Source organism: Streptomyces sp. NBC_01808 (assembly GCF_035917395.1).
GTDB lineage: Bacteria > Actinomycetota > Actinomycetes > Streptomycetales > Streptomycetaceae > Streptomyces.
Map to the genome: position 1 here is coordinate 5,526,239 of NZ_CP109072.1, position 16,172 is coordinate 5,542,410.

Genomic DNA, 16,172 nt, shown 5'->3' on the forward strand with positions numbered 1-16,172 from the left:
CGGCACCCACTCCCTATGCTCACTGCGGTCGCCTGCGCGGCGGCACTGGCACCGGCCGTTGTCACGGTTCCGGTCCGTTCCGTGTTCGCGGCCGGCAAGGACATGACGGTCAGTACGGCGATCGTGCCGAAGGACGCCTGGGCGGAATCATGAACGCAGCCTATGACGGATCTCTTGAGGGATCTCTGCGGTTTTCGGTGTTGGGGCCGGTTCGTGCGTGGTGCGGTGAGCGTGAGGTGCCGCTGGGTTCGCCGCAGCAGCGTGTGGTGCTGGCGGCGTTGTTGCTGCGGCGCGGGCGGCCGGTCGCGGTCGCCGAACTCATCGACGCCGTGTGGGGTGATGAACCGCCGTCCGCGGCGGTGTCGGTGCTGCGCACCTATGCGTCGCGGCTGCGCAAGGTGCTCGAACCCGCGCGGGATTCCGGCACCTCCCCGCAGGTGATCGTCTCGACCGCGCACGGATACCTGGCCCGCGTCCCGGAACGCGCCCTGGACCTCGGTGTGTTCGAGCAGCGGGTCGCCGGGGCGAAGCGGCTGCGCGCCGGGGATGAGGTGCAGGCCGCTGCGGAGTTGCTGCGTACCGCGCTGGACGGATGGCAGGGCGTGCCGCTGGCCGGGCTGCCGGGGCCGCTGGCCGAGGCTGAGCGCTCCCGGCTGGCCGAGAAGCGGCTCACCGTGCGGGAGACCCGCCTGGAGGTCGATCTCCAGCTCGGCCGGCACAGCGAGGTGATCGCCGAGTTGGGCGTGCTGACCGGTGAGCACCCGCTGCGGGAACGGCTGTGCTGGCTGCTCATGCTGGCGCTGTACCGGTCCGGACGACAGGCCGAGGCACTGGCGGCATACCGCAGGACACGCAGCATCCTGGCAGCGGAACTGGGAGTCGAACCCGGCGCATCCCTCCAGGAACTCCACCACCGCATCCTCACCGCCGACACATCCCTCCACCCCCCCTCCACAGAGCAGGAAGCCGGCGGAGAGGGGGAGGGGGACGCTGAGGCCGAGGTGGGAGTGTCTCCGGCTGTCGAGCACCCGGCCCACCCGGCACAGTTGCCTGCCGATCTGGTTGCTTTCGCGGGTCGGGGGGCTGAGCTGGAGCGGGCTGGGGGGTTGTTGCCCGGTGAGGGGGAGCAGCCGGCCGCGGTGGTGATCACGGTGATCGGTGGGATGGCGGGTATCGGGAAGACGGCTCTTGCGGTGCACTGGGCGCATCGGGTTGCGCATCGTTATCCGGATGGGCAGTTGTACATCAATCTGCGCGGTTTCGACCCGGTGGGCTCTGCGGTGCCGCCGGCGGAGGCGGTGCGTGTCTTCCTTGATGCGCTGGGGGTTCCCGCGCGGCGTATACCGGCGGCTGTGGAGGCGCAGGCGGCGTTGTACCGCAGTCTGCTCGCCAAGCGGCGGATGCTCATCGTTTTGGACAACGCCCGTGACAGCGAGCATGTGCGGCCGTTGCTGCCGGGTGCGCCGGGTTGTCTGGTGATCGTGACCAGCCGCAGCCAGCTCACCGGACTGATCGTCAACAACGGGGCGCAGCCGCTGACGCTGGACCCGCTGACAGCGGATGAGGCGTACAGCTTCCTGATGCGCCGCCTGGGCGCCGCCCGGCTGGCCGCCGAACCCCGGGCGGTGAAGGAGATCATCGACCGCTGCGCCCGGCTGCCGCTGGCCCTGGCCATCGCCGCCGCGAGGGCCGCCGCCCACCCCGGGTTCTCTCTCAGCGCCATCGCCGGGGAGCTGCGTGACAACCGGGGCAGCCTCGATGCTTTCACCGGCGGTGACCTCAGTACGGACGTACGGGCGGTCTTCTCCTCCTCCTACGCAGCACTCACCGCGCCCGCCTCCCGGCTGTTCCGGCTGCTGGGCCTGCACACCGGGCGCGACATCTCCGCACCCGCCGCAGCCGCCCTGGCCGGGCTCCCCCTGCGCGAGACCCACTGTCTGCTGACCGAACTCACCCGCGCCCACCTGCTCACCGAGCACGCACCAGGCCGCTACACCCAGCACGACCTCCTGCGCATCTACGCCACCGAACGCGCACAGACCAACGACACGCAAGAGGAGCGAAAGCGGGCGACCGAGCGGCTGCTGTCCTGGTACCTGCACACCGCCGACGCCGCCTACCCCCACCTCGCCCCCCACCGCCGCCGCATCCCCCTCACACCCCTGCCCCCCCACTGCCGTCCACTGGCCTTCACCACCCACGACCAGGCCCTGGAATGGTGCGAGACCGAACGCCCCAACCTCGTCGCCGCCGTACACCAGGCCGCAGCAACCGACCGACCAGACATGGCATGGCGACTGACCGCCGCACTCTGGGGATTCTTCTACCTCCGCAGCCACCTCCACGACTGGCTCGACACCGCCACCACCTCCCTCCACGCCACCCACGACACCGACGAGCACATCGGCCAGGCATGGAGCCACGACGACAAAGCCGCCGCCCTGTGCTCGATGCGCCAGTTCGACGAGGCCGTCGTCCACCTCCGCCGATCGATGACACTCTGGCGGGAACTCGGGGACACCCGGGGCGAAACCCGGGCCCTGTCCAACCTGGGCCACACCTACCTCCAGGCGGACCGGCCCGACGAGGCCGTCGAATACTGCCGCCGGGCCCTGGCACTTCACCGGGCCAGCGGCGACTCCTGGGGCCAGGGCATCGTCCTGGCCAACCTGGGCGACGCCTACCGGCGGCTCGACCGGTACGACGAGGCCGTCGACTGTCTGGAGCAGGCGCTGACCGTCCTGCGCGCCATCGGCGACCGCTGGGTCGAAGGCGTCACGCTCGATGTCCTCGGCACTCTCCAGGACCGGCTCCACCGCCACGACGACGCGATCGAGCACTACCACCAGGCGCTCGACGCGCACCGGGACGTCGGCAACCGCTCGGGCGAGGGCCAGACCCTGTACCACCTCGGCGACGTCCATCTGGCCGCGGACGACCCGGAGGCGGCCCGCACCACCTGGCGGCAGGCGCTCGCGATCTTAGAGGAGTTCGGCCATCCGGACGCCGGGGAGATCCGGGGGAGACTCCGCAGCCTGGACGAACGTGAGCCGGGCGCAGGGCCGCATCCCGCCGCCGGCCCGGAGGGGACTCTGCGCCCCACGGACACGACCGCTCGGCCGTGACGCCCTTGGCAAGGGACCGGACCCGGGGAAGCGGGGGGCGGCCGGGTCCGGTCCCGGCTGGCAGGTCCGCCGGTGGAAGACGGCCTTGCCAACTCCACGGAAAAAGGCGCCAAGCGGTTCAATCGGCATGAGAGAGGTCCACCTACTTGTTCCACCGCTTGTTGGTGTCGTTGATCTCCAGCTCCGCCGCCGTCAGATCGACGTGCAGGGGGATTCCGGGGCGGCTGCCCACCTTGATCAGGAAGTTGCCGAGACCCGGTGGGTCTGCACGGCGACTGTTCGTGCCGTCCCACGCGGGTGGAGTGGACCAGTCGACCAGGAGGCGCTTCTCCGCCTCGGTCAGCTCCACGACCTGCCCGAGCTGCGGCATCTCCGCCGGCGGCAGGCCCGCGCAGATCACCATGCCCGCCCGTTCCACGAAGCCCTTCGCTTTGGTGCGGTCCTCCGCTGTGGGCAGGGCGAGGAGATCGTCGATGCTGTGGGTGATCATGGCCAGGCCCACGCCGCGCTGCCGGTCCAGACGGGTGAGGGCGTTGACGCGGTCGACCAGGCCCCGGCCCGCCTGGAGGACGCGCCACAGCTCGTCCATGACCAGGAAGTAGTTGCGCTGCGGTTCCAGACCGGCGTCCGCGAGCGCGTGTGCCGTGGAGACCGCGCCGAAGCCGTACGACCAGCAGGACAGCAGCGCCGCCGCCTGGAGCAGGACCTCGCTGTCGTCGATGCCGCTGACGTCGAAGCAGACCGGGCGGTCCAGCTTCATCGCCTCCGTCGTCGGACGGGCGAACGTGCCGCCCAGGCGGCCGTCGCCGAGCATGGCGGTGAGCGACGCCTCCAGGTTCTCGGTGATGTCCCGGTAGCGGGTGATGTCGCCGCGGTCCAGCGCGACAGAACGCACCGCTTCCGGCGCGTCCTTGATGACCTGCACAAGGTCGCCGAGTACGGGGACACGCCCCTCCGCGTGCCGGTCGTCCAGGACGTTCAGTGCCGCCGACAGGATCGTCTCCTCGCGGTCGGTCGGCGGCTCCGTGCGCAGGATGGTCACCAGTGCGGAGACCATGTGCAGGCGGCGGCCGTGGATGTCGGCGAGGAGGCGGTGGCGCGCGTCGCCGGTCAGGCGGGCCGCGGCCTGGACCGACTCGCCGGGGTCGAGGACGTTGAGGTTGCCGCGGCCGCGGCCGAGGCTGATGACCTGGCCGCCGATCGCGCGGATCAGGTCGACGTAGTCGGGCTTGAGGTCGCCGAAGATCAGCGGGTGGACGCCGTAGCCGGACAGGCCGAGGGCCATGCGCCGTACGGCGGTCGACTTGCCGAGGCCCGGCCGGCCCAGCACGAACATCGACGGGTTGGCCAGCAGGTTCGTGCGGGTGAACCACGACACGGGGTCGCAGCACACCGTGGCCCCCGAGTCGAGGTCACGGCCCAGCGGCACCCCGACCATCGGGGTGCCGGCTCCGGCGCCGAACGGCCAGAGGCCGCAGACCTGTACGGAGGTGCCGCGCCACTCGGGTGCGGGCTCGACGTAGCCGACCGTGCCGCCGCCGGGTCCCGGCCACCCCCGGGCGGTGGGGCGCGGCTCGCGGGGTTCCTTGGTCGTACGTGCCATGGAAACTCTTCCTCCTCGTCCGCTACACCGCGTCGCGTACGGTCTGCGGTACCGCCGTGTGCAGCGGCAGCACCAGCCCCAGCGGCAGCGCCGCCGCGAACGCAGCCGCCTGGGAGCCGTAGACCGGCCGCACCGCGATGCGGGCGGCGGGTGCCAGGTTGTCCACGGCCGCGGCGGCGTTCACCAGTTCCCCGGCGGAGCTGACCGTCGCGGTGATCAGCAGGCCGAAGCGGATCACCCCGTGCCCCTGGGCCTGTTCCTCGGTGGTCCGGCGCGCCGAGGTGACCTCGGCATCGTCGCGGGCCTGCCCGACCTGTGACTGCTGGGCGTTGAACAGGGCGTTCTTGTAGTCCTGTTGGACGACGCGGGCGCCCTCGGCGCGGGTGTGCGGGCGGTAGAGGAGGGTGACCCGCTTGCGGGCGATGTCGCGGTTGGGCTGGACCAGGCCGGTCAGGACGTTGGAGAACACCTCGCCCTGCGGGGCCTCGGTCATGGCCCAGGTCACGCTGAACGCCCCGTCGTGCCGGTAGTGGTCCCAGGACTCCTGGGCGGCCATGGGGCCGGCCTGATCCCAGGTCAGTCCCGTGCCGCCGGTGGCCCGTGCCTCCTCCACCAAAGGCGCGACGGTCGGGTCGTAGGCGACACGCACCGACTCGGCGAGCTCGGTCGCGGTCATCGGTACGGCCGCGCCGGCGCCGGTCATGGACAGCCCGGCGGTCAGGCCGGGCAGCCGGGTGCCGATGTGCACCGCCATGTCCTCGGCGGTGCGGCGGGGAGTGCCGGGGCGGGCCGCGCCGGAGTACGTCAGGGCGATGCGCGTGGTGATCTGCGCAGAGCCGGCGGGGTAGGCGGACAGGACTTCATCCAGCATCGCCCTGGCGAGGCGGGGGGCGTCGTCGACGGCGGCGTCGATCTCGTGCTGGAGCCGGATTCCGGAGTCGGGGGCGCTCTCCACGGTGACGCTCGCGGCGACGAGGCCCGGCTCGGCGCCCAGGGCGGACAGCCACTGGCCCCAGTGGGCGACCCAGGTGTCGACCTGCTGCTCGTCGACGAGGGCGCCGCCGTCCGCGTCGCAGGCGATGACGGCGGTGTGGTGCCCGGTCGCCGGGATCGTGATCACGGCGAACGGGCGCCCGTAGCCGTCCCGCGCCTCCGTCAGCGTGGACTCGGCGGCCAGGCCGGGCAGTCGGCAGGTGCCGTAGCCGGCCCGGCCGAGCGGGCCCGAGCGGTAGTGGTGGCCGCCGGAGGAGGAGGTGCGCCACCAGGCCAGCCGGACCGCGCCGCGCTGCATCAGCGTGCGGCCGTGCCGGTCCTTCACCGCGAGCGGGGCCATGAGCACCACCAGACCGACCGCCACGGCCAGCGCGAGCCAGAGGGAGATCAGCGTGACCAGCACCACGACGGCCAGCCCGGAGAACAGCAGCAGGGTCGCCCCCAGGGACAGACCGCGCAGGCCGGAGGTGCGGGGCTTGCGGAAGTTGCCGTAGGTGCGGGGGGTGGGCGCTTCAGTGGCTGCCACGGTGCTCCTCCTGCTGGTCGTCGGTGGGCCGGCGGGACGGCACGGGCACGTGCTCCGGCTCCTCCTGCTCGTACGGGTGCGTTTGCTCGGTGTCCTCCGGGTCCCCCCGGGCGGGGTTCTTCACGGTGCGCTCGGCGTCCGGCGCTCCGGCCGGCCGCTCCGCGCCCCGGGCGGCGGCGCCCGCCCCCGCGGCGTTGCGCGCCCCGGTGCCGCTGGATCCGCCGGGGGCGACGGCGGCGCCCGACACCGACCGGCCGGCGGCCAGGCTCCGCAGGTGCGGTACGGACAGCGCCCCGGTGACCGCGGCCGCTCCACCGCCTGCGGGGGATCCCCCGGCGGCTCGGCCCGTTCCCGAGAGCGCCGCCTGTGCGACCGGGGCGGCGAACCGCATCAGCGCGGGCAGGGTGAGACAGGCGAGGACGATCAGCACCACCCCGGAGACCATGGAGACGACCTCGTTCTCCTGCCGCCGGCCGGTCATCGCGAACGCCGCGGCGTAGATCACGGCAGCCGCGGGTTTGTACAGCACGAAGGCGACCAGCCAGCCGGCGAACTTGCGGAACATGACCCGGCCGCCGGCGGTGCCGCTGACCGCCGCCGCCAGCGGTAGCGTGCCGGTGAGGATCACCAGCATGGCCAGGCGCACGATCATCAGCGCGATCTGCGCCACGCTGCCGGCGAGCACCAGGATGGCCATGGTCAGGACGAGGAACGAGGAGTCCGTGCCGCCGAGGGCCAGCATCGCCGAGGTGCGTTTGTCGAACTCGGCGACGCACTCGGCCACCGGCTCCCCGGTGGCGCTGATCTGCCGGCAGCCGGTGGACCTGTCGATGATCCAGACGCTGAACTTGTCTCCCGCCGCGGTCAGCAGATTGACGGTGGCGACCCCGGCCGAGGAGACCACCACCAGGTTGAGCACCCCCTGAAGGGCCTGCCGGGCGGGCTCGCCGCGACGCTGCCAGGCGAGGTGCCCCGCGGCGACCAGCAGGCACAGCACGGCCGCGAACGAGGTGAGCCACAGTGTGGAGCCGCGCAGGAACGCCACCGGGCCGCCGTCGTCGCTCAGGTCGGGACCGCCCAGGTCCATCCAGGCGCTGCCGAGCGCCTTGACCGTCGTACTCGCCGCCTGTGCGGCGCTCTCGGCGATGTCGTCGAACGCGCTGCCACCGAGGTCCTGCGGTGCCGTACCCGCCCCGTCGCCGACGCAGTAGCCGCCGACCGTCGGGGACACGAAGCCGAAGTCACAGCCCGCCATCACACGCCTCCCCATGCGGTGTAGCCGGCGAGCGAGTCGACCGGGGTGGGGGCCGCGGGTTCTGCCGGGTACTCCAGCTTCCAGTCGCCGTCCTGCCACAGCATCGTCGTGGTGGCGGCCTGCATGCGCCCGTCCGGGAACCGCCACACGGTCTGGATCACCGCCGTGGTGTCGCTGTACGTGACGAACCTGAACCCGGCGATCTGCCCGTGGGCGCCGTCCTCCGCGTCCGGGGGTGCGGTCTCCTCCGCCGCGGACCGGTCCTCGATGTAGGTGTCGCGGCCCGCGCCGACGGTCTGCGCGAGCGTCACCTCCAGCCAGTCGTCGGCGGCCAGGTAGCGGACGCTGATCTGGCTGCTGGCCAGCAGGGCGCCGACGGGGGTGCGCGCGTAGCAGCGCGCCACGTCCCCGCCGGCCACGGCCGGCCCGGCCGCCTTCGAGGCGGGGAGGGCGACGGCGCGATACAGGGCCCAGGTCACCCCGTCGGGAGGGGAGGCGGGTGTGTCCTGCTGCTCGTCGGCCAACTCGGGGCAGGGGGAGCCGTCGTCGGCGGGCGCGGACCCCGGCGGACCGGCCGTCCCGGCGCCGGACGACTCCGCGGCGGCGGGGTCGTCGTCGGTGGAGCCGTCCGGGCCGATAGCGACCACGGCGCCGATGACGGCGACGAAGCCGATGAACGCGGCGGCGAGGACGAAGCCGGTGCGCAGCCACGGACTGCGCGGCTCGTCGGCCGCGGCGCGGCTGCCGGGCTCTGTCATGGTCGCTTCCCCATCCTCGGTGGTCTCCCCTCAGGTGATGGGTGGTCAGTTGGCCGGTGCCTCAGGCCCGATGGCCGTCTCGTCACACGAGTGCGCCGACGATGCCCGAGGCGGAGCCGACGAGTACGCACGCGCCCAGGACGAAGCCGAGTCCCCTGGCGTGCTCACGGCCACCTCCCCGGGAGTGGTCGATCGCCATCCGTGCGGCGACGCCGAAGATGCCCGCGACGCACAGAGAAGTGACGGACCAGGCCACCCACCGCAGCACCTTCAGCAGGTCATCGGCTCCGGGCGGCGCCTCTCCCTCACCCACGTCCGGCACGCCCGAGGGCTGCGGTGAGGCGGCGGCGAGGTGACCAAGATGAGTGACGTACGTGGAGACGTCCGACAGGACGGCCGCCGGCAGACTGGACAACGCGGTTCCCCTCTACACGGGTCGGGTGAGTCGGGCCAGGTCGCGCGTCAGGGGCGCGCACTCCTTGGGCAGGTGCGACAGGGGCGGCTCGCCGAGCCGCCAGGGCTCCACCCACGGGATCTCCCACATCCGGGGCACCGCGCCGGAGACCAGCCGCACCAGGTTCTGGAGGACCTTGGGGCGTCGGCCGGGAACGTCGGCGACGACGACGAGGCCGAGCAGGTCGATACCGGTGACCATGCCCGAGGCCCACTGCTGCGCGGCGTTCTGCGCAGCCTCCAGGCCGTGCGCGCTGGAGCGGGCGACCAGCACGACCGGCTCGGTCCGCACGGACGCGGGCCAGGCGCGGCCCGCGTCCCGGCCGCCGGGCACGGCCCGCTCCAGCGTGCTGACACCCGCACCGCCGTGCACGCCCAGCCACCACCAGGCGCGATTGTCGCCAAGTCGCGGCGGAGCGACGGGCAGCGCCTGCTCGGGCGGCGGCACCCCGGCCCCCTGGGGGGCGGCCGGGCCCGTGAGTTCCGTCGGCACGCCCTGAACCGATCGCCGCGGTTTCCCGTTTATGCCCCCTGGAGGGCGCGGCAGCGGCAGCCAGGGATTGACAGCCCACCCATCCCCTGCCACGAAATCACCTTCTTCTGCGGACGTAACAGTCCAAGTATATACATGAGTTCCTAACTCTATACAAGTAGTAACTTTTCAATAAGTCAGACAGATAGGGCAAGTTGCGTTGTTGTGGGCGCATGACTTCCTGTCTCACATGGCTCCTGGGGGTTGGACATGAGCGGTCTCACCGCTCGGGCGAGAACGACGATGCTGGTGACGGGCTGCACCGTCCTGGGGCTGCTCGGTTCCGTGGTCGGCCTGTCCGTGCTGGGAGGAGCCGTGGAGCCGCAGCAACAAGGCCAAGGTTCAGCCCCCACGGGGTTCGCCACCACGCTCGACGCCGGCCACGTCCCTGACGAGTTCGTGCCGTGGATCGAACGCGCCGGCAGGCAGTGCGCGGAGGTCAGTGCTCCGCTGCTGGCCGCGCAGATCCAGGCGGAGTCCGGCTGGAACCCCGACGCGGTCAGCCCCGCCAGTGCCCAGGGGCTGAGCCAGTTCATCCCCGGTACCTGGGAGACATGGGGAGTGGACGCGGCGGGCAAGGACGGCAGTCCCCGACCGGACGGCGTCGCCGACCCGTTCACCCCGGGCGACGCGATCATGACCCAGGCCCGCTACGACTGCTGGCTCGCCGGCAAGGTCGAGGAGCTGGCCCTCGGCGGCGACACCACACGGCTGCTGCTCGCCGCGTACAACGCCGGCCCCGGCGCGGTCGAGGAGTACGGAGGTGTGCCGCCGTACCCGGAGACGCAGGGCTACGTCGCCGCGATCACCGAGTCGATGGCCGACTTCACGGGCGGTGCGCCGGCCGGGGACGGCGGCGCGTTCGGCGATCGGGTCGTGGCCCACGCGAAGGAGTGGCTCGGCACCCCGTACTCGTGGGGCGGCGGAGGTCCCGAGGGCCCCTCCCGCGGTTTCGCGCAGGGTGCGGACACGGTCGGTTTCGACTGCTCCAGCTTCGTCCAGTACGCGGTCTACCACGCCAGCGGCGGCCGGGTACTGCTGCCGCGGGTCTCCCAGCTCCAGGTCACCGAGGGCGAGCCGGTGCCGCGCGAGGACATGCGCCCCGGTGACGTCATCGGGTTCAACCAGCGCGGCAGCTATGACCACATCGGCATCTACCTCGGCGGCGGGCAGCTCATCCACGCGCCGAAGACCGGCGACGTGGTCAAGATCAGCGACCTCGACGAGCCCTACTACGACGGCCTGCCCCAGAATGTGAGGCGCTTCGGATGACTCCCTCCGTCACGCGCGGTGCCACAGCGGCGGCTGCGACGGCACTCGCGGCCGTCCTCACCGCGGTGGGGTGCGGTTCCGGCACCGACGGCGGGCGGCAGGGACCCGCGACGCCCTCTGCTCCCGCCGCGACCGGCACCGGCCCGTACCCGATCCCGTCCGACGCCGCCGAGGCCGAGCCGCTGCCCGCGGGCTCGGGGGGTACGCCCAAGGGAGGCGTCCCGCGGCCGGACGACGTCGACCAGGCCGACGCCGACGCGGTCAGCAAGGGCGCGCTCACGGTGATGGGGACGTTCGACACCACGGTCGACCGCGGCCCCTCCGACGCCGAGGTGCGGGCCGCGAGCGCGGGCTGGCTGACCCACGCGTACGCGGCGAGCCTGAGCAAGCACCGCCCCCGCGCGGCCCCCGGCGCCCAATGGCAGGAGTGGGCCGGTCACCGTGCCTACACCACCGTCGCGTTGCAGAAGGCCGAGGACGCCGCCAAGCCCGCCGACACCGACACCGAGGCCTGGCGCCAGTGGGCCGTCACCACCACTCCCCGCGGGCGCGACGGGTGGACGGGCGAGCCCGCCACCGTCCCGGCGTATGTGCACCTCACGCGCAAGGCAGCCGGCGAAGCGTGGCGGGTCGACGACATCCTCTTCCAGTAGCCGGACCCCATGGCCCTGGATCCCGAAGCCGCACCGCCACACCGCCGGAGGAAACCCTTCATGCATACGACACACGAGTCCACCGAGTCCACCGAGTCCACGGACGTGCCTTCGTGGCCGGTCTACGCCCTCACCGTGCACGGCGACGGACGGATCACCGCCTCCGGTCCGCTGGTGCCCGTCGCCGGGCACCCCACCCGCGCCGCGGCCGTCGCCGAGGTGGCAGCCGCGGCCGCCCGGCTCGGCCGTGCGGTGCGGGCCGAGGCCACCGAGGCGGACGGCACCGTGTGGCACCTGGTCATCTCGCCCGACGGAGCGGTGGGGGAGCTGCCGGGCGGTGCACAACACGGCAAGCCGCCGAGTGGACGGCGCGCCAGGGCACCCAGGAAACGCGACGACCGGCCTCCTGCCGGCGCGCAGCCAGAGCCCGGCGCATACGCCGAGTCCCTGGCCCAGGTCACGGAACACCTGAAGGCGGGCCGTATCGACGAGGCCGCCACGCTCGCGACGCGGCTTGACGAGCAGGCTTCCGGCAGCCTCGGGGTATCCGACTCCGATGCCCTGCGCATCCGCGAGGTCCGGGCCCGCGTCACCGCGGTGGCCGGGGACGCCGTCGGCAGCCTGAAGCTCTTCCGCGACATCGCCGAGCGATGGCACTACAGGGGAGAGGGCGAGCGAGCCGAGGCCGCGGCGACCCGCGCGGAGACTCTCTGGATGGGGATCACGGACGTGGACACCGCGTTGTCCGCCGGGGACACCATGATCCGCCTGCGCAACCAGCTTCCGGGCGAGACGGGAGAGGCGCTCGCCGCCGTACTGGAACACCAGGCGTGGCTGACTGCGGCCCGCGACGAGGGCGGACCGCAGCCGCAGCACCGGCCGGCCGCACCGGCATCCTCTGCGCCCCCGCCCGCCGCGGTGGATTCTCCCTCGGCGACGCCAGCGACGCCAGCGACGTCGGCCACGGCGGGCGGGGCCGGCGCGGTGCGGCCGCGGCGTCCGATGCGCTCCTGGGAGCGGCCGGCGCAGGACATCCCGGCGGCGACATGACACGCCCGGGACGGGCCCGGGTCACGCCGCGGACGAGTACGCCCAGGCCGGCTTCCCGGCGACCTCCCCGGAGGGGGTCTCCACGATGTCCAGGGCCATGCGCAGCGCCCGCACCGCGTGGTAGAGGCGCGACTTGACGGTGCCCGGGGGGATGCCGAGCACAAGGGCTACCTCGCGCGTCGACCTGCCGGTGTAGTAGGTCTCGTACAGCACCTCCCGGTGCTTGGGCGACAGCGCCCGGAACGCCTCCTTGAGGACTATCGAGGACAGCACCCGGTCGATGTCGTCGCTTTTCGCCAGTAGATCGTCCAGCCAGGCGGTGCCGTCGACCTCCCGGGGCCGGGCCATGCGCAGCCGGTAGTCGTCGACGACGAGATTGCGGGCCACCCGGAACAGCCACGGCCGCAGCGGCTCGTCGCCCTCCAGGTCCTGAGTCCGCCAGCAGCGCAGCAGGGCCTCCTGCACCACGTCCTCGGCCTTGTGGCGGTCGCCTCCCAGCAGTCGCAGCACGTAGCTGTGCAGCGGCCCCGCCTGTTCTTCGTACAGCGCGCGCAGCGCTCGTTCCCGGGCGGGGACAGATCCCGTGGAACCCATGACGGTCCAGCTCAAGGTCGCACTCCTTCACTCCGTGACCTCGTGAGGGGAGGTCGGGGACCGTGGTCAGTGGCCCCGCTGCGCCGGAGTGTTGCGACCGGTGTTCCACACTGCCTTGACGACCGATTTACGATGCGGCCGGCCCGCACGCGGCGCAGCCGCCGGAGCCGGGTGCCGCGCGCCGGGGGAGCGCCGGTCTCCCGCCCCGGCACCCTCGCCGTCGCCGGCCGTTGACCTGCGCCTTTCGCTCTCAGGCCGCTCCGGTTCCGCGGGTGGCAGCCACGGCGGCGAGGGCGTGCATACGCCGATTGACGCCGTGCAGTAATTCGGTGTCCTGCGCTGTCGGCCCGCCCTGTGCCGCGAGCGTGGACCATACGTCGAGCAGCACCCGGCCCTGGTCGACGGCGGACGGCACGTCGTCGATCTGCCACCACGCGGCAACCGCACGCCTCAGCTCCTCGTGGGCCCGGGGGTCGCCCAACCGGTGGCGGATCCGGGTGAGTTCGAGGCCGGTGGCCGTGGCGAAGCGCTGGTTCCCGCTCCGGTGGGCGACGAATGCCTCCAGGGCGCGCGCTTCGATGGTGTAAGGGTGCTCGGCGCCGAAGGCGCGCCCGGTGTGCTGCCGCAGCCGGAAGGCGACCGCCGCCGCCCGCTCCGGCCTTCCGGTGTCCAGGGAGTCGGTGACGAGTCTGGCGAGTTCGGCGAGTTCGGCGGGGACTTGCGCCGGGAGCGGCATGCTGACGCCGGGGGGCTGCGGCGCGTCGTCGGTCCGCGGCCCGGCGGTGGGCCGGGGCTCGGCGGCGGGCGGGGGCTCGGCGGCGGGCGGGGGCTCGGGAGACGGCCGTTCGGCCGCCGGCGTGGCGGTCGGAGAATCCGCGGCCACGGGCCGGGGTTCCGGCTTGGGCGCCTCGTCGTGTTCTTCCTGGCCCAGGATCCGGCTGGATCCGTCGGGGGCGACCTCGACATGGGTGATCGCGCCCTCGTTCCGGTCGAGGATCGCCGCCTCGACCGGCTCGCCCCGGGCCTGCGCGTGGCGCTGCATCGCGTCGAGCACCGCGGCGTGGACCGGTTCGCCGTCGGGAACGCGGAGGGGCTCGCCGTCGACGAGCGCGCTGCCGTCGCGGCGGATCAGCACCGCGAAGGGGGACGGCGGCCACTGCAGCGTGCCGTCGTATACGTCGTATGCCTCGTGTACGTCGTGGTCCTGCCGGTTCTGGCGGCTCCGTCTGCCGAACACGTGCTGGCTCCTTGCTGTGCGGGTCAGAATCCGTCCGGGATGTCCCCGGGCTCGGAGGGGAACGGCGACGGCGATGGGTAGGTCTCCCCGTCCGGGGGTTTCTCGACGCCGGCGTACAAGGGGAACAAGGACCTGATGCCGTAGACGTAACCGTTCGTCTCGGAGCCCTCCGGGATTCCCTTCGCGTCCTTGATCACATCGAGGCCCACGTCGTACGCGGCCAGGGCCAGGTCGAGGGGATCCCCCTCGACCTGACCGTTGTCGAGCAGCACGCCGATCTCCTCGGCCAGCGAGCACATGTACTTGCCCTGCGCCGCGATCGAGTCCTCGGGGTCCATGCGCGAGTCCTCGTCGTCGTCGTCCGCGTCCCCGCCGAACTCGTCGAACTTGTCCGCGGGGAGCTGGGAGAGGCCCTCTTCCCCGTTGGGGCCGAGCAGCTTCTCGTTCCACCCGGACTCGAACTGGATCTGTGCGGCGATGACGATGGGGCCGATCTCGGTGCACTCCCGTCCGGCGTCCCGGACCTCCGTCACCCAGGCGACGGGCACGGAGGGGGAGTACAGCTCCTGCCGCCCGTTGCCCTCGACGACCAGCGAGATCTCGTCGTTGCCCCCTCCGTCTCCGCCTCCTCCGCTGTCGCAGACGGGGAAGATCTTGCAGAAGATCACGAGGGGCCAAAAGGTCTTCGCTATGCCAAGCAGGAGAAACGTCGCGATCGGAAAAAGGATGATGAAAATGATGAAACTGACGCATCCCAGGCCCGTTATGCCGGTGCCGAAGATCAGCAGGAGGGTCACCGGGTCGGAGCTTTTCCCTTCGTCCTCGGCCATGGCGGTCGCCTCCTCTTCGCTCGATGCTCGCTCGGCTGCACGACACGGATCCCGGCGTCCTTGAACCGCGCCGCCGGTTTTCCCGTGGTGGGCTGTGCGACGGATCACCGCGAGCCCGCATGCCGCAACGGACACAGCGGCTCATCAGTTCAAAGCCGATCCGCGCAGTACGCGAAGCGAACGAAGAAGCCAGGGAAGGGGGGAGGCACATGGGCGTCCCTTCGGCGCCGTCCGCCGGCTCCCAGATGTGGGTCCGCGGACCGACCACGCAACCGGACGACCCGCTGCCGGCCGGGCCCGCGCCGGCGCCGACCACGCGGACTCCGGCGGCGATTCCGCAAGCGTCGGCGCCGACCGCGCTGATTCCGCAGGTCCCGGCGCCGACCGCGCCGATCCCGCGGGTCCCGGCGCGGACCGCGCCCGCCGCGTCATCGGGGCGCTCGGGCCTGGACACCGCGTTCTGGCCCGCGGAACCGGCCGAACGCGCGCCGTCGCGGCCCCAGAACCATCAGGTCACCTGGGTCAGCGCGCACGGCGGCGCCGGCGCGAGCACGCTTGCGCGGGCGCTCGGCGGCGCGGACGTGGGCCGCCGGTGGCCCGACCGGGCCGAGGGCGAGCCCGGCCGGATACTGCTCGTCGCGCGTACCCACGCCGCGGGCATCCGGGCGGCGTCCCAGACGCTGAACGCGCTGCGCATGGCCGAGCACCCGGCGGGGGTGGAACTCCTCGCCGTCGTGCTCGTCGCCGACGCGCCGGGGCGGCTGCCGCGCGAACTCGGCCAGCGGGTGCGCGTCCTGCGCTCGGCGGCCGAGGTCCGCCGCATTCCCTGGATACCGGCCTGGCGCGTCGGTCAGGAGATCGAGCGGCCGCCGAGGGAAGTACGCGCGCTGGCCGCACTCGTCTCGGCGCCGGCCGGGCATGCGGGAAGGCTGCGATGAACCTGCTGGACTCCCGCACGCTGGCGAACCCGGTCGATCCCGACGAGTTCAAGCCCGGCGCGGACTGCGAGATCAACCCGGACTGCCAGTTCGACCCGGTCGCCGCCGGAGCGGGCGACCTGCTCGGCCTCCTCGCGTGGTGCGTGACGGCCTGCGCCGTGGCAGGGCTGCTCATCCTCGGTGTTCAGCTTGCCTTTCAGTTCCGCCGCGGCGAACCGGGCGAGGGCGCGCACATCTACCGGGGGGGCGTCATCGTGATGGGCGCCTGCATCCTCGGAACCACCGCGGGGCCGCTCGTCGCATTCGTGGTGGATCCCTATCTCGTCAACAAATAGCAGTACTTCGTCCCCGAC

At 72.5% G+C, this 16,172-nt stretch carries 16 protein-coding genes; 7 read left to right on the top strand and 9 right to left on the bottom strand.

All coding sequences use genetic code 11. The annotated features are described in order from the left end of the window. Positions 1-15 precede the first annotated feature (15 nt). Positions 16-153 (top strand): hypothetical protein, encoded by a 138-nt coding sequence (locus tag OG946_RS24565; RefSeq protein ID WP_326798172.1) that lies wholly within the window; start codon positions 16-18, stop codon positions 151-153. 83 nt (positions 154-236) lie between these two features. Next, entirely contained in the window at positions 237-3,125 is a 2,889-nt protein-coding gene (locus OG946_RS24570; RefSeq protein WP_326798173.1) for an AfsR/SARP family transcriptional regulator, read from the top strand. Positions 3,126-3,267: 142 nt separating this feature from the next. Here OG946_RS24570 and OG946_RS24575 read toward each other — a convergent pair whose 3' ends face one another. The 6 genes from OG946_RS24575 to OG946_RS24600 form a co-directional block, all read right to left on the bottom strand. Beyond that, positions 3,268-4,728 carry an ATP/GTP-binding protein gene (locus OG946_RS24575; RefSeq protein WP_326798174.1) on the bottom strand — a complete coding sequence of 487 codons (1,461 nt, stop codon included), beginning with the start codon at positions 4,726-4,728 and terminating at the stop codon, positions 3,268-3,270. A gap of 22 nt (positions 4,729-4,750) precedes the next feature. After that, positions 4,751-6,247: an SCO6880 family protein gene (locus tag OG946_RS24580; RefSeq protein ID WP_326798175.1), complete on the bottom strand. Its 1,497-nt coding sequence runs from the start codon at positions 6,245-6,247 to the stop codon at positions 4,751-4,753. After that, positions 6,234-7,502 carry a hypothetical protein gene (locus OG946_RS24585; protein WP_326798176.1) on the bottom strand — a complete coding sequence of 423 codons (1,269 nt, stop codon included), beginning with the start codon at positions 7,500-7,502 and terminating at the stop codon, positions 6,234-6,236. The genes OG946_RS24580 and OG946_RS24585 overlap by 14 nt, the downstream gene beginning before the upstream one ends. Further along, a complete protein-coding gene (locus OG946_RS24590) occupies positions 7,502-8,260 on the bottom strand; it encodes a hypothetical protein (RefSeq protein ID WP_326798177.1) in 759 nt (252 codons plus the stop codon). Before OG946_RS24590 ends, OG946_RS24585 begins: the two co-directional genes overlap by 1 nt. 82 nt (positions 8,261-8,342) lie before the next feature. Next, complete coding sequence (locus OG946_RS24595; protein WP_326798178.1) at positions 8,343-8,675, bottom strand: hypothetical protein; 333 nt, start codon at positions 8,673-8,675, stop codon at positions 8,343-8,345. Between the two features lie 12 nt (positions 8,676-8,687). After that, a complete protein-coding gene (locus OG946_RS24600; RefSeq protein WP_326798179.1) occupies positions 8,688-9,206 on the bottom strand; it encodes a DUF6668 family protein in 519 nt (172 codons plus the stop codon). A 249-nt stretch (positions 9,207-9,455) separates the two neighbouring features. On the opposite strand from OG946_RS24600, the gene OG946_RS24605 reads away from it, so the two are divergent. Genes OG946_RS24605 through OG946_RS24615 form a run of 3 tightly spaced genes read left to right on the top strand, consistent with a single transcriptional unit; the run spans position 9,456 to position 12,220 of the window. Then, a complete protein-coding gene (locus OG946_RS24605) occupies positions 9,456-10,517 on the top strand; it encodes a C40 family peptidase (protein WP_326798180.1) in 1,062 nt (353 codons plus the stop codon). Next, positions 10,514-11,170, top strand: coding sequence for a hypothetical protein (locus OG946_RS24610; RefSeq protein ID WP_326798181.1), 657 nt, complete (start codon positions 10,514-10,516; stop codon positions 11,168-11,170). Before OG946_RS24605 ends, OG946_RS24610 begins: the two co-directional genes overlap by 4 nt. Positions 11,171-11,230: 60 nt before the next feature. Next, positions 11,231-12,220 carry a hypothetical protein gene (locus tag OG946_RS24615; protein WP_326798182.1) on the top strand — a complete coding sequence of 330 codons (990 nt, stop codon included), beginning with the start codon at positions 11,231-11,233 and terminating at the stop codon, positions 12,218-12,220. A 21-nt stretch (positions 12,221-12,241) separates the two neighbouring features. Here OG946_RS24615 and OG946_RS24620 read toward each other — a convergent pair whose 3' ends face one another. The 3 genes from OG946_RS24620 to OG946_RS24630 form a co-directional block, all read right to left on the bottom strand. Beyond that, complete coding sequence (locus tag OG946_RS24620) at positions 12,242-12,829, bottom strand: sigma-70 family RNA polymerase sigma factor (protein WP_326798183.1); 588 nt, start codon at positions 12,827-12,829, stop codon at positions 12,242-12,244. 235 nt (positions 12,830-13,064) lie between these two features. After that, positions 13,065-14,051: a hypothetical protein gene (locus OG946_RS24625; protein WP_326798184.1), complete on the bottom strand. Its 987-nt coding sequence runs from the start codon at positions 14,049-14,051 to the stop codon at positions 13,065-13,067. A 23-nt stretch (positions 14,052-14,074) separates the two neighbouring features. Further along, entirely contained in the window at positions 14,075-14,881 is an 807-nt protein-coding gene (locus tag OG946_RS24630; protein WP_326798185.1) for a transglycosylase SLT domain-containing protein, read from the bottom strand. A gap of 209 nt (positions 14,882-15,090) precedes the next feature. Between OG946_RS24630 and OG946_RS24635 the strand changes: the two genes are divergently transcribed. Both OG946_RS24635 and OG946_RS24640 read left to right on the top strand, forming a co-directional pair. Continuing rightward, positions 15,091-15,819, top strand: a complete 729-nt coding sequence (locus OG946_RS24635) for a DUF6668 family protein (RefSeq protein WP_326798186.1) — start codon at positions 15,091-15,093, stop codon at positions 15,817-15,819. Further along, positions 15,816-16,154, top strand: coding sequence for a hypothetical protein (locus OG946_RS24640; RefSeq protein WP_326798187.1), 339 nt, complete (start codon positions 15,816-15,818; stop codon positions 16,152-16,154). Before OG946_RS24635 ends, OG946_RS24640 begins: the two co-directional genes overlap by 4 nt. The last annotated feature ends 18 nt before the right edge of the window (positions 16,155-16,172 follow it).

Bases quoted from the DNA above. Each gene is read 5' to 3' on its own strand.
- OG946_RS24565 (WP_326798172.1), top strand. From the start codon at position 16: ATGCTCACTGCGGTCGCCTGCGCGGCGGCACTGGCACCGGCCGTTGTC.
- OG946_RS24575 (WP_326798174.1), bottom strand. From the start codon at position 4,728: ATGGCACGTACGACCAAGGAACCCCGCGAGCCGCGCCCCACCGCCCGG.
- OG946_RS24585 (WP_326798176.1), bottom strand. From the start codon at position 7,502: ATGGCGGGCTGTGACTTCGGCTTCGTGTCCCCGACGGTCGGCGGCTAC.
- OG946_RS24590 (WP_326798177.1), bottom strand. From the start codon at position 8,260: ATGACAGAGCCCGGCAGCCGCGCCGCGGCCGACGAGCCGCGCAGTCCG.
- OG946_RS24605 (WP_326798180.1), top strand. From the start codon at position 9,456: ATGAGCGGTCTCACCGCTCGGGCGAGAACGACGATGCTGGTGACGGGC.
- OG946_RS24610 (WP_326798181.1), top strand. From the start codon at position 10,514: ATGACTCCCTCCGTCACGCGCGGTGCCACAGCGGCGGCTGCGACGGCA.
- OG946_RS24615 (WP_326798182.1), top strand. From the start codon at position 11,231: ATGCATACGACACACGAGTCCACCGAGTCCACCGAGTCCACGGACGTG.
- OG946_RS24630 (WP_326798185.1), bottom strand. From the start codon at position 14,881: ATGGCCGAGGACGAAGGGAAAAGCTCCGACCCGGTGACCCTCCTGCTG.
- OG946_RS24635 (WP_326798186.1), top strand. From the start codon at position 15,091: ATGGGCGTCCCTTCGGCGCCGTCCGCCGGCTCCCAGATGTGGGTCCGC.
- OG946_RS24640 (WP_326798187.1), top strand. From the start codon at position 15,816: ATGAACCTGCTGGACTCCCGCACGCTGGCGAACCCGGTCGATCCCGAC.